The 21,922-nt window shown below is 73.3% G+C and carries 21 protein-coding genes, 1 tRNA gene and 1 pseudogene; 14 read left to right on the top strand and 9 right to left on the bottom strand.

What is annotated here, in order from left to right; translation table 11 throughout:
* Window positions 1-132 precede the first annotated feature (132 nt).
* Together ACFY8W_RS08260 and ACFY8W_RS08255 are read left to right on the top strand one after the other, a co-directional pair.
* Window positions 133-2,361, top strand: a complete 2,229-nt coding sequence (locus ACFY8W_RS08260; protein WP_391101913.1) for a hypothetical protein — start codon at window positions 133-135, stop codon at window positions 2,359-2,361.
* 1,597 nt (window positions 2,362-3,958) lie between these two features.
* Window positions 3,959-4,036: transfer RNA gene (locus ACFY8W_RS08255), tRNA-Trp, on the top strand.
* Window positions 4,037-4,109: 73 nt separating this feature from the next.
* On the opposite strand, the pseudogene ACFY8W_RS08250 reads toward ACFY8W_RS08255, so the two are convergent.
* From ACFY8W_RS08250 to ACFY8W_RS08240, 3 genes and pseudogenes are all read right to left on the bottom strand, one after another.
* Window positions 4,110-4,340 (bottom strand): annotated as a pseudogene (locus tag ACFY8W_RS08250) (e9imm peptide).
* A gap of 50 nt (window positions 4,341-4,390) precedes the next feature.
* Window positions 4,391-5,227, bottom strand: a complete 837-nt coding sequence (locus ACFY8W_RS08245; RefSeq protein WP_391101911.1) for a tetratricopeptide repeat protein — start codon at window positions 5,225-5,227, stop codon at window positions 4,391-4,393.
* Window positions 5,224-6,288, bottom strand: a complete 1,065-nt coding sequence (locus ACFY8W_RS08240) for a GNAT family N-acetyltransferase (RefSeq protein WP_391101908.1) — start codon at window positions 6,286-6,288, stop codon at window positions 5,224-5,226. Before ACFY8W_RS08240 ends, ACFY8W_RS08245 begins: the two co-directional genes overlap by 4 nt.
* A 112-nt stretch (window positions 6,289-6,400) precedes the next feature.
* Here ACFY8W_RS08240 and fdxA point away from each other — a divergent pair, with 112 nt between their 5' ends.
* Window positions 6,401-6,721, top strand: coding sequence for a ferredoxin (gene fdxA, locus ACFY8W_RS08235; protein ID WP_010474859.1), 321 nt, complete (start codon window positions 6,401-6,403; stop codon window positions 6,719-6,721).
* Between the two features lie 76 nt (window positions 6,722-6,797).
* A complete protein-coding gene (locus ACFY8W_RS08230; protein WP_391101905.1) occupies window positions 6,798-7,892 on the top strand; it encodes a bifunctional succinyldiaminopimelate transaminase/glutamate-prephenate aminotransferase in 1,095 nt (364 codons plus the stop codon).
* 73 nt (window positions 7,893-7,965) lie between these two features.
* Here ACFY8W_RS08230 and ACFY8W_RS08225 read toward each other — a convergent pair whose 3' ends face one another.
* Both ACFY8W_RS08225 and ACFY8W_RS08220 read right to left on the bottom strand, forming a co-directional pair.
* The gene (locus tag ACFY8W_RS08225) at window positions 7,966-8,298 is read right to left on the bottom strand and encodes an ATP-binding protein (RefSeq protein ID WP_391101902.1); all 333 of its coding nucleotides are present in this window, start codon (window positions 8,296-8,298) and stop codon (window positions 7,966-7,968) included.
* Between the two features lie 433 nt (window positions 8,299-8,731).
* Window positions 8,732-9,667: a hypothetical protein gene (locus tag ACFY8W_RS08220; protein WP_391101900.1), complete on the bottom strand. Its 936-nt coding sequence runs from the start codon at window positions 9,665-9,667 to the stop codon at window positions 8,732-8,734.
* A 38-nt stretch (window positions 9,668-9,705) separates the two neighbouring features.
* Here ACFY8W_RS08220 and dapE point away from each other — a divergent pair, with 38 nt between their 5' ends.
* Both dapE and ACFY8W_RS08210 read left to right on the top strand, forming a co-directional pair.
* Window positions 9,706-10,800 (top strand): succinyl-diaminopimelate desuccinylase, encoded by a 1,095-nt coding sequence (dapE, locus tag ACFY8W_RS08215; RefSeq protein ID WP_391101897.1) that lies wholly within the window; start codon window positions 9,706-9,708, stop codon window positions 10,798-10,800.
* Window positions 10,801-10,897: 97 nt separating this feature from the next.
* Complete coding sequence (locus ACFY8W_RS08210) at window positions 10,898-11,647, top strand: TIGR00730 family Rossman fold protein (RefSeq protein WP_391101894.1); 750 nt, start codon at window positions 10,898-10,900, stop codon at window positions 11,645-11,647.
* Between the two features lie 126 nt (window positions 11,648-11,773).
* Here ACFY8W_RS08210 and folP read toward each other — a convergent pair whose 3' ends face one another.
* Window positions 11,774-12,634 carry a dihydropteroate synthase gene (folP, locus tag ACFY8W_RS08205; protein ID WP_391101892.1) on the bottom strand — a complete coding sequence of 287 codons (861 nt, stop codon included), beginning with the start codon at window positions 12,632-12,634 and terminating at the stop codon, window positions 11,774-11,776.
* 113 nt (window positions 12,635-12,747) lie between these two features.
* On the opposite strand from folP, the gene ACFY8W_RS08200 reads away from it, so the two are divergent.
* Both ACFY8W_RS08200 and ACFY8W_RS08195 read left to right on the top strand, forming a co-directional pair.
* The gene (locus tag ACFY8W_RS08200; protein WP_391101889.1) at window positions 12,748-13,083 is read left to right on the top strand and encodes a hypothetical protein; all 336 of its coding nucleotides are present in this window, start codon (window positions 12,748-12,750) and stop codon (window positions 13,081-13,083) included.
* Window positions 13,080-13,670, top strand: a complete 591-nt coding sequence (locus ACFY8W_RS08195; protein WP_391101887.1) for a DNA-3-methyladenine glycosylase I — start codon at window positions 13,080-13,082, stop codon at window positions 13,668-13,670. Before ACFY8W_RS08200 ends, ACFY8W_RS08195 begins: the two co-directional genes overlap by 4 nt.
* A gap of 88 nt (window positions 13,671-13,758) precedes the next feature.
* Here ACFY8W_RS08195 and ACFY8W_RS08190 read toward each other — a convergent pair whose 3' ends face one another.
* Window positions 13,759-14,562: an enoyl-CoA hydratase-related protein gene (locus ACFY8W_RS08190; protein WP_391101885.1), complete on the bottom strand. Its 804-nt coding sequence runs from the start codon at window positions 14,560-14,562 to the stop codon at window positions 13,759-13,761.
* Between the two features lie 278 nt (window positions 14,563-14,840).
* Here ACFY8W_RS08190 and ACFY8W_RS08185 point away from each other — a divergent pair, with 278 nt between their 5' ends.
* The gene (locus tag ACFY8W_RS08185; protein ID WP_391101883.1) at window positions 14,841-15,008 is read left to right on the top strand and encodes a DUF3117 domain-containing protein; all 168 of its coding nucleotides are present in this window, start codon (window positions 14,841-14,843) and stop codon (window positions 15,006-15,008) included.
* A gap of 212 nt (window positions 15,009-15,220) precedes the next feature.
* Here ACFY8W_RS08185 and ACFY8W_RS08180 read toward each other — a convergent pair whose 3' ends face one another.
* A complete protein-coding gene (locus ACFY8W_RS08180) occupies window positions 15,221-15,892 on the bottom strand; it encodes a class I SAM-dependent methyltransferase (RefSeq protein WP_391103808.1) in 672 nt (223 codons plus the stop codon).
* A 150-nt stretch (window positions 15,893-16,042) separates the two neighbouring features.
* Here ACFY8W_RS08180 and sigE point away from each other — a divergent pair, with 150 nt between their 5' ends.
* From sigE to ACFY8W_RS08155, 5 genes are all read left to right on the top strand, one after another.
* The gene (gene sigE / locus ACFY8W_RS08175) at window positions 16,043-16,801 is read left to right on the top strand and encodes an RNA polymerase sigma factor SigE (RefSeq protein WP_391101881.1); all 759 of its coding nucleotides are present in this window, start codon (window positions 16,043-16,045) and stop codon (window positions 16,799-16,801) included.
* Entirely contained in the window at window positions 16,798-17,529 is a 732-nt protein-coding gene (locus ACFY8W_RS08170) for a zf-HC2 domain-containing protein (protein WP_391101878.1), read from the top strand. Before sigE ends, ACFY8W_RS08170 begins: the two co-directional genes overlap by 4 nt.
* Before the next feature lie 100 nt (window positions 17,530-17,629).
* Complete coding sequence (locus ACFY8W_RS08165; protein WP_391101876.1) at window positions 17,630-19,417, top strand: trypsin-like peptidase domain-containing protein; 1,788 nt, start codon at window positions 17,630-17,632, stop codon at window positions 19,415-19,417.
* Between the two features lie 117 nt (window positions 19,418-19,534).
* The gene (locus tag ACFY8W_RS08160) at window positions 19,535-19,978 is read left to right on the top strand and encodes a sec-independent translocase (protein WP_391101874.1); all 444 of its coding nucleotides are present in this window, start codon (window positions 19,535-19,537) and stop codon (window positions 19,976-19,978) included.
* A 74-nt stretch (window positions 19,979-20,052) separates the two neighbouring features.
* The gene (locus ACFY8W_RS08155; RefSeq protein ID WP_391101872.1) at window positions 20,053-20,655 is read left to right on the top strand and encodes a hypothetical protein; all 603 of its coding nucleotides are present in this window, start codon (window positions 20,053-20,055) and stop codon (window positions 20,653-20,655) included.
* 113 nt (window positions 20,656-20,768) lie between these two features.
* Here the strand turns inward: ACFY8W_RS08155 and ACFY8W_RS08150 are convergent, their stop codons facing one another.
* Complete coding sequence (locus ACFY8W_RS08150; protein WP_391101870.1) at window positions 20,769-21,902, bottom strand: P-loop NTPase; 1,134 nt, start codon at window positions 21,900-21,902, stop codon at window positions 20,769-20,771.
* Between the last annotated feature and the right edge of the window lie 20 nt (window positions 21,903-21,922).

The following is a 21,922-nucleotide window of genomic DNA, read 5'->3' as shown; positions in this document are numbered from 1 at the left end:
TGCCCATGGCGGATCCACGCCGGGTCGGGTGCGGATCGGCGGCGGCCAGTATGGTGGTGCGCGCCGCCGACCGCCCGGATCACCACGAGCATCAGCAAGAGCGGGCGGCGGAGCCAACCGGGAGATCCTGCTTTGAGTCGTGAAACTGGTCGAGAGACTGACAGTTCGTCCTCCGGCGCCCAGGCGCGCGGCGGGGCCGCGTACCCCTCGGGCACCCCTCCGTACGGCCTGCGCGGCGGTCAGGAGGCGGGCCAGGACGGCGCGGGCTCCGTGCCGCCCGAGGAGCCCAAGACCGAGACCACGCTGACCACCCGTATCCGGATCAACATCCCGGGTTCGCGTCCGATCCCGCCCGTGGTCGTCCGCAAGCCGGTGGGCGAGGCCCAGCCGGCCGAGACCCCGGCCGACGAGCCGCGGGCCGCCGCAGCGCCCGCCCGCCCGGCACCGGCCCCCGCGCCGGCCCCGGCGCCCGCGCCCGAGCCGGAGCCGCCGGCCCCGGCCGAGCCGGCCCCGGCGGAGGAGAAGACCAGCGACTGGTTCGCCCCGCGCAAGCCCGCCGCCGCACAGAAGTCCACGCCTGCCCCGTCGGCGCCCCCGGCCCTCGAAGGCCCGGGCGCCCCGTCGGCCCCCGCCCCCGCCGCCCCGGGCGCGCCGACCCCCGGCTTCGCGGGCTCCGCCTCCGACGGCGTCCCGTCTGCGGGCAGCACGACCCAGAGCATGCCCGTCGTCACCCCGCTGAGCGGCCCGTCGTACGACGGCGGTGCGGGCCACACGCCCGCCGGCGGCAGCCCCATGTACGACGGCGGCGCCGGTGCGGGCCACACGCCCGTCTACGACGGCGGTCCGGCTCACACGCCCGCCGGCGGCAGCCCCATGTACGACGGCGGTCCGGGCCACACCCCCGCCGGCGGCATCCCCACGTACGACGGCGGCGGTCCGGGTCACACGCCCGCCGGCGGCACGCCGCTCTACGACGGGCCCGCGGCCGGCAACCCGCTCTACGACAGCGGCCCCGGCCACACCCCGGCCGGCGGCACGCCGGTCGTCGACGCCGCCGGACGCCCCGCCGGTCCGACCACCGGCCCCGTCACCGGCAGCAGCCCGGTCGTCGGCCCCGGCCACCCGCGCGGCGCCGCGCCGCGCACGCCGATGGCGCCGCGGATGTCCGACGACACCGCGGTCCTCACGCCCCAGCCGTCCGGGCCTCCGGCCGGCCCCGGCGGCGGCGACCGGGGACACGTCTCCGGCTCCACGCTCACCAGCGGCATGCCGGTCGTCCCGCAGTCCGGGCCGCCGTCCGGGCCGGACCTGACGCCGCGCATCCCCGAGCGGGGCGAGCGCCCCGCACCGGCCGCCGCGGCCCCGGCCCCCGCTCCCAAGCCCGCACCGGCACCCGCGTCCCGGGCCGCCAAGAAGGGCCGCTCCAAGCTGGTCCTCGTCGGCATCGGCGTGTTCGGCCTCGCCGGTGTCGCCTACGGCGCCGGACTGCTCCTCAACCACTCCGACGTCCCGAAGGGCACCACCGTGCTCGGCGTCGACATCGGCGGCGGTACGAAGGAGGAGGCCGTCGCCAAGCTGGAGTCGGCCCTCGGCAAGCGCGCGACCGCCCCGCTGCAGCTCGAGATCGGCGGCAAGAAGGCCGAGCTCGCCCCCGACAAGGCGGGCCTCGCCCTGGACGCCCAGGAGACCGTGCGCGCCGCCGCCGGCAGCGACTACAACCCGGTCTCCGTGATCGGCTCCCTCTTCGGCGGCGAGCGCGTCGCGCAGCCGGTCTTCCCGGTCGACGAGGAGAAGCTGGGCGTCGCCCTCACCGACCTGGCCGGCACCTCTGGCTCGGTCACCGAGGGCACCATCGTCTTCGCGCCGAACAAGGTCACCGCGGTCGAGGGCAAGCCGGGCAAGGGCCTGGACGTCCAGCGCTCGATGATCGCGGTCAAGGACGCGTACCGCGCCCAGGTCGAGACGGGCAAGAAGAACACCGTCGAGCTGCCCGTCGTCACCCGGCAGCCGACGGTCACCAAGGACGAGCTCGACCGGGCCATGGAGGAGTTCGCCGAACCCGCCATGTCCGACAAGATCACGATCAAGGCCGGTGCCAAGCAGATCGACTTCGGTCCGGCCCGCTCGCTGCCGAAGATCCTCTCCATGAAGGCGATCGACGGTCGCCTGGTCGAGGTCTACGACAAGCAGGCCATCAACGACCTGCTCGACGGCGTCTTCGACGGCATCATGATCACCAAGGCCGACGGCTCCAAGCACCAGGTGAACGCCGACGACGTGGCCTTCGTGATGCGCGACGCGCTGCGCGGCAAGACGAAGGCCGAGCGGACGAAGACGATCGACCTGAGCGGCGAGGGCTGACGGCCGGAGGAGCGGTTCGCGTCACTCGCGAACCGCTCCTGCCCGGCTGGAGGGAGGGGCGGCTCACCACTCGCCGCCTTGCGGGCTGTGAGGGTCGTTGCGGCCATACAGCGGCGTGCGCCGCGCCGGTCTCGCTGGCCTCGCCGGTCTCGCTGGCCTCGGCAGGGGGACAGGCGGGAGCGGTTGTCGGGGGTTGCGCGGGGACAGGGCCTGCTCATGGGCGCCGTCGCGGGGTCCGTACTGGGGGACGTCCTGAGTGGGCTTCTGGTGCGGCCGCCCTCTTTCCGAGTGTGGCTCCCTCCGCCACCGGGTCAAGGGCGCACCCTTTGGTCGCGTCGCTTCGCGATGGCCTGCGGCCACCCTTGACCCGGTGGCTCCGGGAGCCTTTTCACACTCGGAGGGCGGCCGGGGGCCCGGCCACGCGGATCGCTTCGGGTAGTCCGCCGCGCCGTGGGCGGGAGGCGGGCCGGTGGTGGGTGGGGTCCGGGTATCGCTCCGGTGGGCTTGCGTAGTGCGGGCCGGTGGGGTGGGGCTGGGTTTGTGGTCGGGCTGGGTGGGACTGCTTACCTCGGTTTGGGGTGCGCGGTCGTGGAGTGGGGTGCCCATTGCGGCCTGGGCGTCTGTCGGCCGTCGTTCGGCGGGGGCACATGCCCCGCTGGTCACTCCCGGTGGGTGGGGGAGGGTCGAGGCGCGAGCAAAGTGCGTGCTTCCGGGATGGGGCAGCGGCGGGACCACCTCTGACGTCACACGAGTCCCCATCTGTCACAGGCAGACCTCGGAGGATCCGACTTTGCACGCCGGGGCGGACCCTGCCCGGCGGGGAAGGGATCGGTGGTGCCTCTGGAGTCACACAAGTCGCTCTTGGCCCCAGTGAAGGCCAATGGGCGGGCTGCATATGGCGGTTGGGGTCGTCGGTGCGAGCAAACCGGGACGGAGACGGGCCAAGGTCGTCTCCCTCGTCACATCCGTTCTCTTCCGTCACATATCGGTCCGGGATCTGCGAATTCGCTCGCGCCCCGACCCCCTCCACCCACCGGGCCGGCCCCTCCACCCACCAGGCCAGCCCCCTCCACCCACCGGGAGTGACCAGCGGGGCATGAATGCCCGCCACATGACGCGGCCCGTCGCCGAACCGGGATTGGGCACCCCATTCCACCTCCGCGCACCCCGAGCCGAGAGAAGCAGTCCCACTCGGCCCGGCCACGAACCGAGCCCCCACCCACCGGGCAGCCCATCACCCACGGCGCGGAGCGATACCCGGCCCCACCCACCACCGGCCCGTCATCCGCCCTCGGCGCGGCGGACTACCCGGGCCGAGTCGCGTGGCCGGGCCCCCGGCCGCCCTCCGAGTGTGAAAAGGCTCCCGGAGCCACCGGGTCAAGGGTGGCCGCAGGCCATCGCGAAGCGACGCGACCGAAGGGAGCGCCCTTGACGCGGTGGTGGAGGGAGCCACACTCGGAAAGAGGGCGGCCGCACCAGAAGCCCACACGCCCCTCACCCCACCGCCACCTCAGAGACCCGCCACTCCAAGCCCCCCCGCCTCCGGCGAAAAACGCCTCGCCCCGCCCCCGTACGCCTCCTAAGCTGCCCGGCAAGGGCGGGGTCGTAGCGCAGAGGTCGACGCGCGCGGTCTCCAAAACCGCGAGGACGCCGGTTCGAATCCGGCCACCCCGCCCGGCACCCCCGCCCCGCCCGGCACCCCCGCCCCGCCCGGCACCCCCGCCCCGCCCCTCCCTTCCCCCGCCTGCTCACAAGGCGATCGCGTCATACGCCAAGGCCTGATCGACCACCTCATCGGCCGACAGCTCGCGCTCCGGTGGTCAGAAGATCAGGTCGCTGACGTGGCCGGACGGGCAGGTCAGGGCCCTGTCGAGCTGCTGCAGCCACACCCCCGCCTCGGCTTCGGAGGCGTAGTCCGCGTCCATGATCCGCTGCACCAGCGCGACCGCTGCGGCCCGGCTCATGTCCGTCGCCGACATCGGCCCCCTCCCTCGTGCGACCGCGGCCGGAGCGCCCGGACCGCCGCGTCCTAGTTCAGCAGCGCTCGTGCCGCCTTCGCGCGCCGGCGGATCGTCTCCGCCGCGCTCGGTTCCACCGCGTCCATGACCGTCGCGTACGCCTCCATCTCCGCCGCCCCCGTGAGGAAGTCGCCCCGCTGCACCAGCAGCTCCGCGCGCTCGTAGCGCAGGCGGGCCGGGTGGGAGGGGAGGAGGAGGGAGAGTTCGACGGCCCAGAGGGCGACGTCGGAGCGTTCGGGGCGGGCGGAGGCCCAGGCGCGGATGTTGTTGAGGATGCGCAGCACGATCGCCGCCGGGGTGGCCGGCCGCAGCATCGACGGGTCGAGCGCCTCCCCGGTGGCGCCCGCGACGAGGAGTTCCGCGTCCGTGCCGGTCATCGCCCGGCCCCCGGCGAACGGGTCGGCGAGCCGCAGCTCGGCCGGATCGCCGAAGCCGATCACGAAGTGCCCGGGCAGCCCCAGGCCGTAGACGGGCGCGCCGGCCCGGCGGGCGACCTCCATCCAGACCACGGAGAGGAGGATGGGGAGGCCGCGGCGGCGGCGCAGCACCTCGTGCAGGAGCGAGGACTCCAGGCGCTGGTAGTCCGCCGGCACGCCCTGGAAGCCCGCCCGGTGGCCGAGAAGGTCGGCGAGGGCGGCGACCCACGCGTCGGCGCCGCGCGTGCCGTACGGCACGAGCCCGGCGAGCCGGTCGAGTTCGATCTCGGCGGCGTCGAGCTCGGCCTGGGTCACGGCCGGGTCGGCCACGGCGCAGACCAGGAGGCAGAGCCGGGCGAGGTCGGGCCGCTCGGACCTGGCCTCCTCCGCGAACTCCCGCCGCCAGTCGGTCACGTCGCCTTCGTCGGTCACACGTCCGTCCAGCGGTAGTGGTGGTAGTGGTGGTGCACGGTGAAGCCCATCCCGTCGTACAGCGCCCGGGCGCCGCCGTTGTCCGACTCCACCTGGAGCCAGGCGGCCGAGGCGCCCTCGTCGAGTGCCCGGCGGGCGAGTGCCGTCATGACGGCCGTCGCCAGGCCGCGGCGGCGGTGCTCCGGGGCGACCTCGACGGCCAGGAACCCGGCCCAGCGGCCGTCCACCACGCAGCGTCCGATCGCCGCCGGTATGTCTTCCGTGCCCGGTACGGACGCGAACCACACACTCGGTCCGCTGCCCAGGACGGAGAGGACGGACCGGGCGGGCGGGCCCGGCTCGGCGGAGCGCTGGTAGCGGCGCAGCCAGCTCTCGTCGACGGTGCGGGCGAGCCGGACCTCCGTGACGTCGGCGTCCGTGTCGCCGATCGGGGCAAGGGCGGCGATCCGCAGCTCGGCCGTGATCTCCCGGACCCAGCCGCGCTCCTCCAGCTCGGCGGACAGCAGCTCCTGGGTGCCCTCGGCGCCCGTCGCCGTCTGGACGTACGCGGGCAGGCCCCGGGCCGCGTACCAGTCCCGTACGCGCTCCAGGGCGGCGTCCAGCGGGAGGCCCGGGTCGCCGAGCGGGAGGACGGAGTTGGCCCGGCGGGTGAAGCCCACCCGTCGCCCGGCCGCCGCCCCTCGCGGACCGGCTTCGCCCGGCAGGTCCTGGTACGCGGCGCGCAGGGTCCACTCGCCGAGCGCCTCGCTCTCCACGGGCTGCCAGGCGCGGGCTGCGGCCCGGGCGAGCTCGGGGAAGGTCGCGGCGGGGCCGCGGCGGCGGGCCGGGGCGGCGGGGACGACCTTGCCGGCGACGAGCGCCGGTTCCGCGATGCGGACGGCCTCACCGGTCCTGCGTGTGATCAGCAGCACACCCGCGTCCCATGATGTGAGAACCCCTACCGCGTCGGTGAACGTCCCGCCCGGGTCCCCCGGCTCCGTCACGTACCGAACAGAGACGCGTTTTCCCACGTCAGCCGTGGTAATACGGACCTCGAGCCGTCCTCCGCCGGTGAATTCCACAGCTTCTGCGCCCCTCCTGTTCGGATCGTCCCCAAGAACGGAGATACTAGGGGCGGGCATCGACGACACCGCGCTCCCGCGCAGACCAGCCCTACTGAGGAGGAACGACAGCGTGACCTACGTCATCGCGCAGCCTTGTGTCGACGTCAAGGACAAGGCGTGCATCGAGGAGTGCCCCGTCGACTGCATCTACGAGGGCCAGCGGTCCTTGTACATCCACCCGGACGAATGCGTCGACTGCGGGGCCTGTGAGCCGGTCTGCCCGGTCGAGGCGATCTTCTACGAGGACGACACCCCGGAGGAGTGGAAGGACTACTACAAGGCGAACGTCGAGTTCTTCGACGAGCTGGGTTCGCCCGGTGGTGCCTCCAAGCTCGGCCTGATCGAGCGCGACCACCCCTTCATCGCCGCCCTGCCGCCGCAGAACGGCTGATCATCCGCTCTCGGTCCCGTACGGCGTCGCGCTGTACGGGACCGATGCGTATTCCGTACCAACGAGGAGCCAATCCGTGAGCGCCGTCTCTTCGCGTCTTCCCGTCTTCCCCTGGGACAAGCTGGAGCCCTACAAGGCGACCGCTTCCGCCTATCCGGACGGCATCGTGGACCTGTCCGTGGGCACGCCCGTGGACCCGGTCCCCGCGCTGATCCAGGAGGCCCTGGTCGCGGCGTCGGACTCGCCGGGCTATCCCACGGTGTGGGGCACGAAGGAGCTGCGGGACGCACTCACCGGCTGGTGCGAGCGCCGGCTCGGCGCCACCGGCTTCGCCCACGAGAACGTGCTGCCGGTGGTCGGTTCCAAGGAGCTGGTGGCCTGGCTGCCGACCCAGCTCGGCCTCGGCGCCGGTGACAAGGTGGCGTACCCGCGGCTCGCCTACCCGACCTACGAGGTCGGCGCGCGGCTGTGCGGGGCCACCCCCGTCGTCTACGACGACCCGATGGAGCTCGACCCGGCCGGTCTGCGGCTGCTGTGGCTCAACTCCCCGTCGAACCCGACGGGCAAGGTCCTCGGCAAGGACGAGCTGACCAGGATCGTGGCCTGGGCGCGCGAGCACGGCGTGCTCGTCTTCTCCGACGAGTGCTACCTGGAGCTGGGCTGGGAGGCCGACCCGGTCTCCGTGCTGCACCCGGACGTCTGCGGCCGCTCCTACGAGGGGATCGTCGCGGTCCACTCGCTGTCCAAGCGCTCCAACCTGGCGGGCTACCGGGCGGCGTTCGTCGCGGGCGACGCGAGCGTCCTCGGCGAGCTGCTGCAGATCCGCAAGCACGGCGGCATGATGACGGCCGCCCCGGTCCAGGCCGCCACGGTCGCGGCGCTCGGCGACGACACGCACGTGGCCGAGCAGCGGGCGCGGTACGCGGCCCGCCGGGCGGCCCTGCGCGGCGCGCTGGAGGCGCACGGCTTCCGCATCGAGCACAGCGAGGCCAGCCTGTACCTGTGGGCGACCCGCGACGAGCCCTGCTGGGACACGGTGGCGTACCTGGCGGGCAAGGGCATCCTGGTGGCGCCCGGCGACTTCTACGGCGAGGCGGGCGAGCGCTTCGTCCGCGTCGCCTTCACGGCGACCGACGAGCGCGTCGAGGCGGCCGTGAAGCGCCTGGGCTGACCCCTTCCGGGAACATGGACGAGGGCCCGGGGAGCAGCCGCTGCTCCCCGGGCCCTCGTGCGTGCGGCGGTGGTCAGCCGCCGATCGGGAGGCCGCCGATCAGGCCGGCGCCGGGCAGGGCGCCGGTGTTCGGGACGGCGTCGCCCAGCGCGCCCGCGGCCGGGGCCTGGGCGCTCTCGGTGGCCGCGCCCGCGGTCTGGCCCAGGGTCTCGCCGGCCTGGCCGGCGGTGTCGACGGCGCTGCCGGCGTTCGCGGCGTCGAGGACGCTCAGACCCGACAGGGCGTCGGTGGGCGCGAGGCTGTGGTCCAGGGCGCTCGCGGAGCCGGCCGCACCGACCACGGGGGCTGCTCCGGCCGCGACGAGCAGGGCGGCACGGGCGATCCGGCGGGTCAGGGGGAGGGACATGGTGCTCCTTCGACGAAGACGATCAGGTCGGTTACGCGGTGACAACCGGCCTCGGGGCGGGGGAGGTTGCGGACGCCGAAGGTAAAGACTGGGTAATGCGTCGTATTGTCGGGTGGGGAGGAAACCGGACGAACGTGTCGTTGCGCCGCCGCCTGCTGAACCGTCACTTCCCTTGTGTCGCAAGGATCTTGCGGTGACATGTCAGCCCGCTGGAAACCTGCCCGGAAAGCTTCACGCCGCGCCGGTCGTATGACACGTCCGGGTGACGGCCCGTACGACTGCCCACCCGTGTGACGGGCCGCGCGCCAGCGCCGTCCACCCCTACGAGCCGGCCGCGCGCCGACCGCCCGCGCGTACGAGCCAGCCGCACGCCGGCCGCCCACCCGTACGAGCCGACCCCGCGCCGACCGCCCGCGGGTGCCCCGTCGCCTCGCTACCGCGCCAGTCGGATCCGGACCGTCGAGCCGTCCGTGCCCGTGGTCCTGGAGCGGGCGGTTTCCCAGTCGCCCGAGGAGTCGTCCGCGACCCACACGCGGTCCCCGTAGGCCACCTCCGCGATGCGCAGGTCGCCCGCCCGCGCCACCGCCCACTGCGCCAGCTCCCAGCCGCGCTGCTCGCGCGAGGCCCGGGACTCCCGAACCGGGACCGAGAGCTCCACGGCCGGCGCCCCGGCCGCGTTCGCCCCGGCCGCGCCGGCGCCGCTCAGGACGGGCTTCGGTGCCGTCTCCTCGCCGAAGGCGCGCACCAGCTCGGCGCGCACCCGCGCCGGATCGCCCGGCCGGCCCTTCGCCACCTCCGCCGTGCAGGAGATTGCCGCCGGGGACCGGCCGGTCAGCGCCGCCGACAGCAGCGTGGCGTCCGGCTCGTGCTTCGCGTACGCCTGCGGGAAACCGCTGCGCTGCACCTTCTGCGCCGCCACCGTCAGCGGCAGCCGCGAGTAGCCCGGGACCTTCTCCAGGCCCTCGTAGAACTTCCCCGACGAGTAGACCGGGTCGAGGATCTGCTCCGGTGTTCCCCAGCCCATCGACGGCCGCTGCTGGAACAGGCCGAGCGAGTCCCGGTCGCCGTGCTCGATGTTCCGCAGCGCCGACTCCTGGAGCGCCGTCGCGAGCGCGATCGTCACCGCCCGCTCCGGCAGCCCGCGCGTGGTGCCCACGGCCGCGATCGTCGCCGCGTTGGACGCCTGCTCGGGGGTGAACTCGTACCGGTTCGTCCCGGTACCGACACTGCACCGCGGCGCGCCCTTGCTGCCCGTCACGTAGTGCACCGCCACGTACGCGACCAGGCCGAGGAGCACGGCGAACGCCGCCACGAGCCGGGCGGGACGGCCGCGGCGGGCGGGACGGGGGAGACGGCTGGGCTCGGACACGCGCCCCACCGTACTGGAGGCCGAGTTAGGGTCGACACATGGCTGACACCGCTCCTTCCGAGACCTCACTGGACCTCACGCTCGACGGCGCCGCGCTCACCGCCGCGCTCGTCGACATCCCCTCCGTGAGCGGGACCGAGAAGCCCCTCGCCGACGCCATCGAGCGGGCCCTGCGCACCCTGCCGCACCTCACCGTCGACCGCCACGGCAACAACGTCGTCGCCCGCACGAACCTCGGTCACGCCGAGCGGGTCGTCCTCGCCGGACACATCGACACCGTCCCGATCGCGGACAACGTGCCCTCCCGGCTCGACGCCGACGGCGTGCTCTGGGGCTGCGGCACCTCCGACATGAAGTCGGGCGTCGCCGTCCAGCTGCGCATCGCGGCCACCGTGCCCGCGCCCAACCGCGACCTCACCTTCGTCTTCTACGACAACGAGGAGGTCGCCGCCCACCTCAACGGCCTCGGCAAGATCGCGGAGGCGCACCCGGACTGGCTCACCGGCGACTTCGCGGTCCTCCTCGAACCCTCCTACGGCCAGGTCGAGGGCGGCTGCCAGGGCACCCTGCGGGTCAAGCTGCGCACGACGGGCGAGCGGGCCCACTCCGCGCGCTCCTGGATGGGCTCCAACGCCATCCACTCCGCCGCCCCGATCCTCGCCCGGCTCGCCGCGTACGAGCCGCGCAAGCCGGTCATCGACGGCCTGGAGTACCACGAGGGCCTGAACGCGGTCGGCATCGAGGGCGGCGTCGCCACCAACGTCATCCCCGACGAGTGCGTGGTCACCGTCAACTACCGCTACGCCCCCGACCTCTCCCCGGAACAGGCGGTGGCCCACGTCCACGAGGTGTTCGCGGACTGCGGCGTCGCCGAGTTCGTGATCGACGACGAGAGCGGCGGCGCCCTGCCCGGCCTCTCCCACCCGGCCGCCGCGGCCTTCATGAAGGCGGTCGGCGGCAGCGCCCAGCCCAAGTTCGGCTGGACCGACGTCGCCCGCTTCAGCGCGCTCGGCGTCCCCGCCGTCAACTACGGCCCGGGCGACCCCCTCTACGCGCACAAGCGCGACGAGCACGTGCACGTCGAGCGGATCCACCACTGCGAGGCGCGCCTCCGCGACTGGCTGACGGAATGATTCCCGTAATTTCGCTTTTCTTCTCCTCTGTGGACCTACCCTGACCGGACCGGAAGATCCCTACCGGCGATCAGTGGAACGGTGAGAGGAGCAGGCCATGGGCGTACCCGAGGAGCCGAAGCAGCTGGAGGAGCAGCGGCTGGGACCGGTGGTCAGGCGCCGTGACCAGGTCCAGCCCGGCACCACCGACCAGCGCCTGCTCGACACCGAGGGCGACTCGGAGTGGGTGCACACCGACCCCTGGCGGGTCATGCGCATCCAGTCCGAGTTCGTCGAGGGCTTCGGCGCGCTGGCCGAACTCCCGAGCGCGATCAGCGTCTTCGGCTCGGCCCGCACCAAGCCCGACTCGCCCGAGTACGAGGCGGGCGTCCGCCTCGGCCGCGCCCTCGTCGAGGCCGGCTTCGCGGTGATCACGGGCGGCGGCCCCGGCGCCATGGAGGCGGCCAACAAGGGCGCCCGCGAGGCCAAGGGCGTCTCCGTGGGCCTCGGCATCGAGCTGCCCTTCGAGCAGGGCCTCAACCCGCACGTCGACATCGGCGTCAACTTCCGCTACTTCTTCGTCCGCAAGACGATGTTCGTGAAGTACGCGCAGGGCTTCGTCGTCCTGCCCGGCGGCCTCGGCACCCTCGACGAGCTCTTCGAGGCGCTGACCCTGGTCCAGACCCGCAAGGTCACCCGCTTCCCGATCGTGCTGTTCGGCACGGAGTACTGGAAGGGCCTGGTCGACTGGCTGCGCGACTCGGTCGTCGCGGGCGGCAAGGCCTCCGAACACGACCTGCTGCTCTTCCACGTCACGGACGACGTGGAGGAGGCGGTGGCGCTGGTGTCGAAGGAGGTCGGCCGGTAGGCCGGTCCTGACGGGGGCGCCGCCCGGCGCCCCCACCCCGGCACCCGTCAAGTGCCCCCGTCCGGGCTCCCGCTCCGGCTCCCACCCCGGCACCCACCCCGGCACCCGCCAAGTGCCCCCGCCCGGCTACGCCAGCCCGCGCCGGGCCACGGCGGGCGCACGGTGCCCGGCGATCGACGCCACCATGTCCAGCACCTGCTTCGTCTCCGCGACCTCGTGCACGCGGTAGACCTGCGCCCCCAGCCAGGCGGAGACGGCGGTCGTGGCCAGCGTCCCCAGCACCCGCTCCTTGACCGGCCGGTCCAGCGTCTCGCCCACGAAGTCCTTGTTGGACAGCGACACGAGCACCGGCCAGCCCGTCTCCGCCATCTCGCCGAGCCGCCGGGTCGCCTCCAGGCTGTGCCGGGTGTTCTTCCCGAAGTCGTGACCCGGGTCGATCATGATCCCGTCCCGCCGCACCCCGAGCGCGGCCGCCCGCTCCGCGAGCCCGACCGTGACCCGCAGGATGTCCGCCATCACGTCCTCGTACTCGACCCGGTGCGGCCGGGTCCGCGGTTCCGCGCCGCCCGCGTGCGTGCACACGAGCCCCGCGCCGTACTTCGCAGCGACCTCCGCGAGCCCCGGGTCGACCCCGCCCCACGCGTCGTTCAGCAGGTCCGCGCCGGCCTCGCAGACCGCCTCGCCGACGTCCGCGCGCCAGGTGTCCACGCTGATCACCACGTCCGGGTGGCGCCGCCGCACCTCGGCCACGAAGCCGACCGTACGCCGCGCCTCCTCCTCGGCCGTGACCTCCTCGCCGGGGCCCGCCTTGACCCCGCCGATGTCGATGATCGCCGCGCCCTCGGCCACGGCCTGCTCGACCCGGGCCAGGGCCGGCTCGTCCCGGAAGGTCGCCCCCTGGTCGTAGAAGGAGTCCGGGGTCCTGTTCACGATCGCCATGATCACCGGCTCGTGGGGCCCGAATTCACGCCGTCCCAAGCGGAGCATCCCTTATGTCCTCCCTAGCGGCCGGTTGCCTGCGTCGTCTGCGACCCTAACTGTCGGTGGCACGTGGCACGATCGCCACGGGACGTTTTCCACGGACGGGGAAAGGCGCGCAGGTGTTCTGGTTTCTGCTGATCACGATGGTCGTGGTCGTCGCGGCGGTCACGCTGGCGGTGGTCGGCGGCGGCGACAGCGAGGTGCTGCCCGAGGCGGCGCCCCAGCAGCTGGTGGATCCGCTGCCCGCCGCCCGCCCGGCCTGCCAGGCCGATGTCGACGCGCTGCGCCTGCCGGTCGCCGCGCGGGGCTACCGGATGGCGGACGTCGACGACGTCCTCGGCCGCCTCGGCGCCGAGCTCGCCGAGCGGGACGCCCGCATCGCCGACCTGGAGGCCGCGCTGGCCTCCGCGCGGTCCGGCGGGGCCGGGCAGGAGGGCGAGGGGGACGGCTCGTGAGCGACGGCAAGGCGATCGCGGGACCGGACGGCCTGCTGCGCTGCCCGTGGGGCCTGTCGACCGAGGACTACGTGGCGTACCACGACGAGGAGTGGGGCCGCCCGGTCCACGGCGACGACGCGCTGTTCGAGCGGCTGTGCCTGGAGGCCTTCCAGTCCGGTCTGTCGTGGATCACGATCCTGCGCCGCCGGGAGGGCTTCCGGAAGGCGTTCTCCGGCTTCCGGATCGCCGAGGTGGCCCGTTTCACCGAGGCCGACCGCGACCGGCTCCTCGCCGACGAGGGCATCATCCGCAACCGCGCCAAGATCGACGCCACCCTCGCCAACGCGAAGGTGCTGGCGGAGTGGGCCCCGGGCGAGCTGGACGAGCTGATCTGGTCGTACGCGCCGGACCCGGCGACCCGCCCGGCCCCGGCCGGAACCGGTGAGGTCCCGGCCGTGACGGACGAGTCCACGGCCCTGTCGAAGGCCCTCAAGAAGCGCGGCCTGCGGTTCATCGGGCCGACGACCGCGTACGCACTGATGCAGGCCTGCGGCCTGGTCGACGACCACGTGACGGGCTGCGTGGCGCGCGGCGCCGGCCGCTGAGACACCCCTTGGGGCCCGCCCGGTGGATCATGGCCGGACAGGCCCTGGCGGGTCGGAGAGGCCCTGGCGGGCGCCCGCGCCCGTCCGCTCAGCGGCCCAGGTACTTAGGCTTCTCCTTGCCGATGAAGGCCTGGACGGCGATCGTGTGGTCCTCCGAGGCGCCGGCCTTCGACTGGAGCTCGTCCTCCTTCTCCAGCGCCTCGTCCAGGGAGTGGTCCGCCCCGAACGCCAGGGACTCCTTGAGGGCCGCGTAGGCGACCGTCGGGCCCTCGGCGAGGGTGCGGGCCAGCTTCAGGGCCTCCTCGGCGAGCGCGTCGCCCGGCACGATCTTGTTCACGATGCCGAGCTCGTACGCCTCCTGGGCGCCGATCGAGCGCGGGAAGAGCAGCAGGTCGGCGGCCCGGCTCGGGCCGATCAGGCGCGGCAGCGTCCAGGACATGCCCGAGTCCGCGGTGAGCGCGACACCGGCGAAGGCGGTGTTGAAGGAGGCGTGCTCCGCCACCACCCGGTAGTCCGCGGCGAGCGCGAAGCCGAACCCGGCACCGGCCGCGACGCCGTTCACGGCCGCGACGACCGGCTTGGCCATGCCCGCGAGGGCCCGCACGATCGGGTTGTAGTGGTCGCGGACGGTGTTCATGGTGTTGCTCGTGCCGGACTCCTTGTCCTGCAGCAACAGCCCCACGTGCTCCTTCAGGTCCTGGCCCACGCAGAACGCGCGGTCGCCCGCCGCCGTGAGCAGCACCGCGCGCACGGCCGGGTCGGCTGCCGCCGCCTCCGCCGCGTCGCGCAGCGCGACCTTGGCCGCCACGTTCATCGCGTTCATGGCCTCGGGCCGGTTGATCGTGATGGTGGCGAGCCCGTCGCTCACGTCGTACAGAACCGTGTCGGCCATCGGGGATCCCTTCGCGTCTTTGCGTCGCTGACCTGCTCAGCATGGCGGAGATCACCCCGGCCGCACATGTGAGCTGCGTCAAAGAATCGCCGCTCGGCGGCCGAGTCGTGGCGGCGAAGTATCGCAGGTGGATCGGTGAAATGTGTGGCTTTGTGAAAGCGCGTTGCGGAAGCGATGCCAGCTGATGTTGGTCATCGGGTCCTGTGATGCGGGATAATGACCGGGAAGCAATCGTGTTCGATGCTGACGATGAGCTGGTTTCAGGAAGGGGAACGAGCATGGCGGCCATGAAGCCGCGGACGGGTGACGGCCCGCTCGAGGTGACCAAGGAGGGGCGGGGCATCGTCATGCGCGTTCCGCTCGAAGGCGGCGGCCGGCTCGTCGTCGAGCTGACCCCGGACGAGGCCAAGGCGCTCGGAGACGCGCTGCGGGAAGTCGTCGGCTGACGCCTCCTTTTCCGCTTCTGCCCCGGTACGGTACCCACCGCGCCGGGGCAGCGGTGTATCAGGGCCCGTGTGTCCGGGCCCGGGGGATGCGGAGGTGTCCGAGAAGCGGACCGGGGCGCTCGCCCTGGCCGTTGGGGGTCCGGGCCGTCTTTTCCGGACCTTGGCGGGTCCGCGGCCTGACCCGGAAGGAACGGGCTCGGCGCCCTGGCGGACTAGGCGCCCCTGCGGACCGCGCACAGCAGGCCGTCGCCCACCGGCAGCAGCGTCGGCAGCAGTTCCCGGCTCTCGCGCACCGTGCGCAGGAGCTCGCGTATCCGCTGCACCTCGGCCGGCTGGGCCGCAGAGTCCACGGTGCGGCCGTCGGCGAAGACGCCCTCGAAGCAGACCAGACCGCCAGGTCGCAGCAGGCGCAACGATTCAGCGAGGTAGTCGAGGAGCTCCAGCCGGTCGCCGTCGCAGAAGACCAGGTCGTAGCCGCCGTCCGCGAGCCGGGGCAGGACGTCGAGAGCGCGGCCCGGGATGAAACGCGCCCGGTTGCCCGCGAAACCCGCCGCGCGGAACGCCGCCTTCGCGTGCGCCTGCCGCTCCGGCTCCACGTCCACGGTGGTCAGGACCCCGTCCGGGCGCATTCCGAGCAGCAGGTAGATGCCCGACACGCCCGTGCCCGTGCCGATCTCCGCCACCGCCTTGGCGTCCGCCGTCGCGGCCAGCAGGCGCAGGGCGGCGCCGGTGCCCGGCGACACCGAGGGCAGCCCCGTCTCCCGGGCCCGGTCACGGGCCCAGCGCAGCGCTTCGTCCTCGGCGACATAGGCGTCGGCGAACGCCAAGCTCGTCTGCCGGTTGGCGGTAATGGCCCTCTCCTGTCCCCGTCTTCGACGCCATATTGACGCAGGCGTCGACTGTATCCGCTGCGCGTGGGAACCCGCAGATGGGACTGCGCGTTACTGGAGAAGGGAAGCGACGAGCGACTCCGGCGCCGGCCGGTCCCAAATTCGCGTAAAGATTCTTATCCGGAGCTAACGGGCGAGGTGGCTATGGTAGGGGCTCCACTGGACACCACCAGAGCCGACAGGGGAGGTGCGGCTGCGCCTGTGGATCGGAGAGGAGTGCTGCGGCGCCTTCTCGGGTCGGCGGGTGAGCCGAAATCCGTGACTGACACCGCTGACCGTTCCCGCACCGCCGACTCCGCACCCACCACCGCGACCTTCGCATCGGACGCGGAATCGCAGGCGTGGACTCCGCCCAGCTGGGAGGAGATCGTCAGCACGCACAGCGGCCGGGTGTACCGGCTCGCCTACCGCCTCACCGGCAACCAGCACGACGCCGAGGACCTCACCCAGGAGGTCTTCGTCCGGGTGTTCCGCTCGCTGTCCTCGTACACGCCGGGCACCTTCGAGGGCTGGCTGCACCGCATCACCACCAACCTGTTCCTGGACATGGTCCGCCGCAAGCAGCGGATCCGCTTCGACGCGCTCGCCGACGACGCCGCCGAGCGGCTGCCGAGCCGCGAGCCGTCCCCGCAGCAGGCGTTCAACGACACGCACTTCGACGCCGACGTCCAGCAGGCCCTGGACACCCTCGCGCCCGAGTTCCGCGCCGCGGTCGTCCTCTGTGACATCGAGGGCCTCTCGTACGAGGAGATCGCCGCGACCCTCGGCGTGAAGCTCGGCACCGTCCGCAGCCGCATCCACCGCGGCCGCTCGCACCTGCGCAAGGCGCTCAAGCACCGCTCGCCCGAGGCGCGCCAGGAGCGGGCCCTCGCCGCGGTCGGCTGGGAGGGCGGAACGGCGTGAGCGGAACCAGTCCTTCTGCGACCCCCGAGGAGCAGCGACTCGCGGAACACCACCTCGGGGACCGGCTCGCCGCGCTCGTCGACGGCGAGCTCGGCCATGACGCCCGCGAGCGCGTCCTCGCCCATCTCGCGACCTGTGCCCGCTGCAAGGCCGAGGCCGACGCGCAGCGCACCCTGAAGAACGTCTTCGCCTCCACCGCGCCCCCTCCGCCCTCGGAGGGGCTGCTCGCACGCCTCCAGGGGCTGCCGGGGGGATCCTCTGACCAGGGGGGACCCTTCGACGACCTGTTGCGGGGCGGCGGGATGCGGTCCGACGGCATGCGGTCCGGCGGCTTCGCCACGGCCGCGCCCGTCACACCGGACACCGGCTTCCGTATCCACGAGGTCGGCGACCGCTCGGCGGGGCGGGGACGGCGCTTCGCCTTCGCGGCGGCCAGCGCGGTCTCGTTTGCCGCGATCGCACTGAGCAGCACCCTGTCGATCGACACGCCGCGCGGCGGTCAGGGCACCGGCAGCAACGTCACGCCGCTGCGGGCGCCGGCGACCTTCGCGTCCGGTTCGCGGCGCGAGGCGACCCCGGAGTCGGCTCCGCCGACGGTCATCCCGGCCCGGCTCGAACTCTCCCCGTTCGTCCGGCCGATGAGCCCGGCGCTCCGGCTCTCCTACGAGCCCGGCCACCCGTCCGGCTCCCCGGCCCCGACTCCTGCCCCCGGCCCCTCCCACCGCTGACCGGCGACCTGGTTGAATCCAACCTGGTTGAATCCAGGGGCAGGGGCGCGCCGCCCGGTGAAGCGGGCGGCGCGGACAGGTCATCCGTTGCGGGGAGAGCATGAAGAACGGGAAGCCGACATGGTGGAGCCGGCCGTCGAGCACACCGACGACACCCGAGGCACCCGCCGGGCCGCCTGAGCCGGCCGACGACGCCGACTTCACCCTCGCCGCCCCGGCGACCCCGGCCCCCGCGCCGGAGTCCCCCGCGGCACCCGAGCCCGGGCCCGTACCGGCGACCGATCCCGAGCGCGGGCCGGTACCGGGGTCCGCGCCCGAGCCCGTCCCGGTGCCCGAGCCCGCCGCGCCGGAAGCCACGGCCGCATCCGCGCCCGAGCCCGCCGCGCCGCTCGCGGAGCCCGCGCCCGAGCCCGTACGGGCGCCCGAACCCGCGCCCGCGCCCGAGCATGCGCCCGCGCCCGAACCGGCGTCTGAATCCGCGCCCGCGCCCGAGCCCGTACCGGCTCACGTGCCGCAGACCGCGCAGCAGCCGTTGCACGCCCCCGATCCCTACCGGACGCCGCCCTACGGCGAGCCGGGACCGTGGGCGCCCGCGCCCCCGGTGCAGCGTCCCGTACCGGCGCCGCCCATGGGCCAGGGACCGGCCCCCATACCGGCCCCGGCGTCGCACCCGGCGCCCGCGCCGATGCAGCCCGCCCCGCCCATGACGCCCGTGACGCCCGCGTACGACCCGTGGGGCACCCAGCCGCTCGCCGCCGAGGGGAAGCCGCCCCGGAAGCCGCGGCGCGGCCTCGCCTTCGCCGGTGCCCTCGCCTTCGCCCTCGTGACCGGCGTCATCGGCGGCGGCGTCGGCGCCTACGTCGAGCGCAACGGCGGCCTCACCTCCGTCGAACTGCCCCAGGCCGGCGCCGAGGACACCGACCGCGCCCCCGGCAGCGTCGCCGCGGTCGCCGCCAAGGCGCTGCCCAGCGTCGTCACCATCCACGTCAGCGGCAGCGGCTCCTCCGGCACCGGCACCGGCTTCGTGCTCGACACCCGCGGCCACATCCTCACCAACAACCACGTGGTGGACGCCGCGGCCTCCTCCGGCGAGATCTCCGTCACGTTCAGCAACGGCGAGTCGGCCCGCGCCAAGCTCATCGGCCGCGACACCGGCTACGACCTCGCCGTGATCCAGGTCCGTGGCGTCTCCGGCCTCAAGCCGCTGCCGCTCGGCAACTCCGACAGCGTCCGCGTCGGCGACCCCGTCGTCGCCATCGGCGCGCCCTTCGACCTGTCCAACACCGTGACCTCCGGCATCATCAGTGCCAAGGAGCGGCCGATCACCGCCGGCGGCGAGAAGGGCGACGGCAGCGACGTCAGCTACGTCGACGCGCTCCAGACCGACGCCCCGATAAACCCCGGCAACTCCGGCGGCCCGCTCGTCGACTCCCAGGCCCGGGTCATCGGCATCAACAGCGCCATCCGAGCCGCGGGCAACGGCTCCGCCGGCGAGGGCGGCGGCCAGTCCGGCTCCATCGGCCTCGGCTTCGCCATCCCGATCAACCAGGGCAAGCGGGTCGCCGAGGAGCTGATCAACACCGGCAAGGCCACCCACCCGGTCATCGGCGTCAGCCTCGACATGGCGTACACCGGCGACGGCGCCCGCGTCGGCGACAAGGGCAAGGGCGGCACCGCGTCCGTCACGCCCGGCGGCCCCGCCGCCAAGGCCGGCATCCACCCCGGCGACGTGATCACCAAGGTCGACGGCCAGCGCGTCCACAGCGGCGAGGAGCTGATCGTGAAGATCCGCGCCCACCGCCCCGGCGACCGGCTGAAGCTGACCCTGACCCGCGACGGCAAAGAGCAGACAAAGACCTTGACCCTGGGCTCCTCCACGGGCGGCTAGCGGGCCCCTGGTGGGCCGCCTAGAGGCCATGTGCAGGACACCACGCTGTACCCGCCGGACGGTTTCGGCGGGTACCGTGGAGCGGGCCGCCCGGGACCGGCGAGAAGGAGCTACAGGGTGTTCAGCGACATAGGCGCACTCGAGCTGGTGACGCTCGTGGTGCTCGCCGTGCTCATCTTCGGACCCGAAAAGCTGCCGAAGGTGATCCAGGACGTCTCGCGCTTCATCCGCAAGATCCGCGAGTTCTCGGACAGCGCCAAGCAGGACATCCGCAGCGAGCTCGGCCCGGAGTTCAAGGACTTCGAGTTCGAGGACCTCAACCCCAAGACCTTCCTCCGCAAGCAGCTCGCGGAGAACGAGGACCTGAAGGAGCTGAACGAGCTCCGCTCCTCCTTCGACCTCAAGAAGGAGATGAACGACGTCGCCGACGCCGTCCACGGCCGCGAGTCCACGCCCGCCCCCGCGCCCGCGGCGGTCAACGGCAGCAGCCCCGACCTGCTGAAGAAGCAGGACAAGCCGGACAACAACGAGCGCCCGCCGTACGACTCGGACGCCACCTGACGACGGCCTGTCACCGACCCACTGCGTCCAGGTGGCTATCCTCCCTCTGTTGACGCAACGAGGAGGCGGCCGAGATGAAGACGACGAGTCGGGTGGAAGCCGACGGCTTTCTGCGCGCACCCTTCGCCTGGTACGGGCTCGACGAGGCGTTCACCGGACCGCGCCGGCTGATGCAGATCGGCACGGCGGCGGACGGCACCGTCCAGCACGGCTCGATGGGCCACGGTGACGAGCCGTCGATAAAGTCCGAGGCCGGCAGCGCGGAGAAGGAGCGCTTCGCGATCGTCGTGACGGTCGCCGCCAACCCCGTACGCCGCTCCGGCGACGGCACCGGCGTCCTGGACGCCACCACGGTCTCCTCCGCGGCCTGGCTGGCCGGCTCCGGCCTCCTCGCCCACACCTGGCCCGCCCAGCTCGACCACGCCCGCCGGGACAACTGGCTGGACCAGCAGACGGAGACGGCCTTCGAGCTCGCCGACGACCTCGAAGGCCCCGCCTGGTCGACGCTGTCCCTGCCCGTGGACGGCGTGCCGGTGCCCTTCCACTACCGCGAGTCCGAGTTCGGCTGGGTGCTCGCCGGCTCGGCCCCCGGCGTCCACATCGGCGCGTACGGGCGGGGCATGAGCGCGTACGGCCTGGGCTTCGCGCAGGTGAAGGACCTGGGCGCGTACGCCTGACCCGTACGCCCTGGGCGCGCCCACCCGACCCGCACGCCTCCGCACGCCCCCGTACGCCCGACGACACGTGAAAGGGCGCCCCGCACGCGTGCGGGGCGCCCTTTCACCTCGTCTCAGAACTTGTTGCGCGGCGTGATGCCCAGGCTCATGCCCGACAGGCCGCGCTGGCGGCCGCCGAGCTTGCCGGCGATGGCGCGCAGGGCGGAGCCCGCGGGAGAGTCGGGATCGGTGATGACGACCGGCTTGCCCTCGTCGCCGCCCTCGCGCAGGCGCACGTCGATCGGGATGGAGCCGAGGACCGGGACGGTCGCGCCCGTGGTCCTCGTCAGGCCGTCCGCGACCTTCTGGCCGCCGCCCGTGCCGAACACGTCGACCATCTCGTCGCAGTGCGGACACGGCAGGCCCGACATGTTCTCGACCACGCCGACGATCTTCTGGTGGGTCTGCACGGCGATCGAGCCGGCCCGCTCGGCGACCTCGGCCGCGGCCTGCTGCGGGGTGGTGACGACCAGGATCTCCGCGTTCGGCACGAGCTGCGCGACGGAGATCGCGATGTCGCCGGTGCCCGGCGGCAGGTCGAGCAGCAGCACGTCCAGGTCGCCCCAGTACACGTCCGCGAGGAACTGCTGGAGCGCGCGGTGCAGCATCGGGCCGCGCCAGACGACCGGCGCGTTGCCCGGGGTGAACATGCCGATGGAGATGACCTTCACGCCGTTCGCCGACGGCGGCATGATCATGTTCTCGACCTGGGTCGGACGGCCGTCCGCGCCCAGCATGCGCGGCACGCTGTGGCCGTAGATGTCGGCGTCCACGACACCGACCTTCAGACCGTCGGCCGCCATCGCCGCCGCCAGGTTCACCGTCACCGAGGACTTGCCGACGCCGCCCTTGCCGGAGGCGACCGCGTAGACCCGGGTCAGCGAGCCCGGCTTGGCGAACGGGACCTCGCGCTCGGCGGTGGTGCCGCGCAGCGCCGACGCCAGCTCCTTGCGCTGCTCGTCGCTCATCACGTCCAGCGCGACGTCGACGCCGGTGACGCCCTCGACGCGGGATACGGCGTCCGTGACGCGCTGGGTGATCGTGTCGCGCATCGGGCAGCCGGAGACGGTGAGGTAGACCGTGACGGCGACCTTGCCGTCGTCACCGATCTCCACCGACTTGACCATGCCGAGCTCGGTGATCGGTTTGTTGATCTCGGGGTCGTTCACCGTCGCCAGTGCTTCGAGCACCGCGTCTTCCGTAGCCATAGAGAGATGGTACGGCGACG

This window comes from Streptomyces sp. NPDC012637, assembly GCF_042954805.1.
Lineage (GTDB): Bacteria > Actinomycetota > Actinomycetes > Streptomycetales > Streptomycetaceae > Streptomyces.
This window is presented reverse-complemented; position numbering and strand designations above follow the sequence as displayed.

Excerpts from the sequence above, each read along its gene's own strand:
- ACFY8W_RS08150 (WP_391101870.1), bottom strand. The coding sequence starts at position 21,902 with ATGGCTACGGAAGACGCGGTGCTCGAAGCACTGGCGACGGTGAACGAC.
- ACFY8W_RS08190 (WP_391101885.1), bottom strand. The coding sequence starts at position 14,562 with ATGGCCGACACGGTTCTGTACGACGTGAGCGACGGGCTCGCCACCATC.
- ACFY8W_RS08225 (WP_391101902.1), bottom strand. The coding sequence starts at position 8,298 with ATGTCCCTCCCCCTGACCCGCCGGATCGCCCGTGCCGCCCTGCTCGTC.
- ACFY8W_RS08185 (WP_391101883.1), top strand. The coding sequence starts at position 14,841 with ATGGCGGCCATGAAGCCGCGGACGGGTGACGGCCCGCTCGAGGTGACC.
- sigE (WP_391101881.1), top strand. The coding sequence starts at position 16,043 with ATGGTAGGGGCTCCACTGGACACCACCAGAGCCGACAGGGGAGGTGCG.
- ACFY8W_RS08210 (WP_391101894.1), top strand. The coding sequence starts at position 10,898 with ATGGGCGTACCCGAGGAGCCGAAGCAGCTGGAGGAGCAGCGGCTGGGA.
- folP (WP_391101892.1), bottom strand. The coding sequence starts at position 12,634 with ATGCTCCGCTTGGGACGGCGTGAATTCGGGCCCCACGAGCCGGTGATC.
- dapE (WP_391101897.1), top strand. The coding sequence starts at position 9,706 with ATGGCTGACACCGCTCCTTCCGAGACCTCACTGGACCTCACGCTCGAC.
- ACFY8W_RS08165 (WP_391101876.1), top strand. The coding sequence starts at position 17,630 with ATGAAGAACGGGAAGCCGACATGGTGGAGCCGGCCGTCGAGCACACCG.
- ACFY8W_RS08155 (WP_391101872.1), top strand. The coding sequence starts at position 20,053 with ATGAAGACGACGAGTCGGGTGGAAGCCGACGGCTTTCTGCGCGCACCC.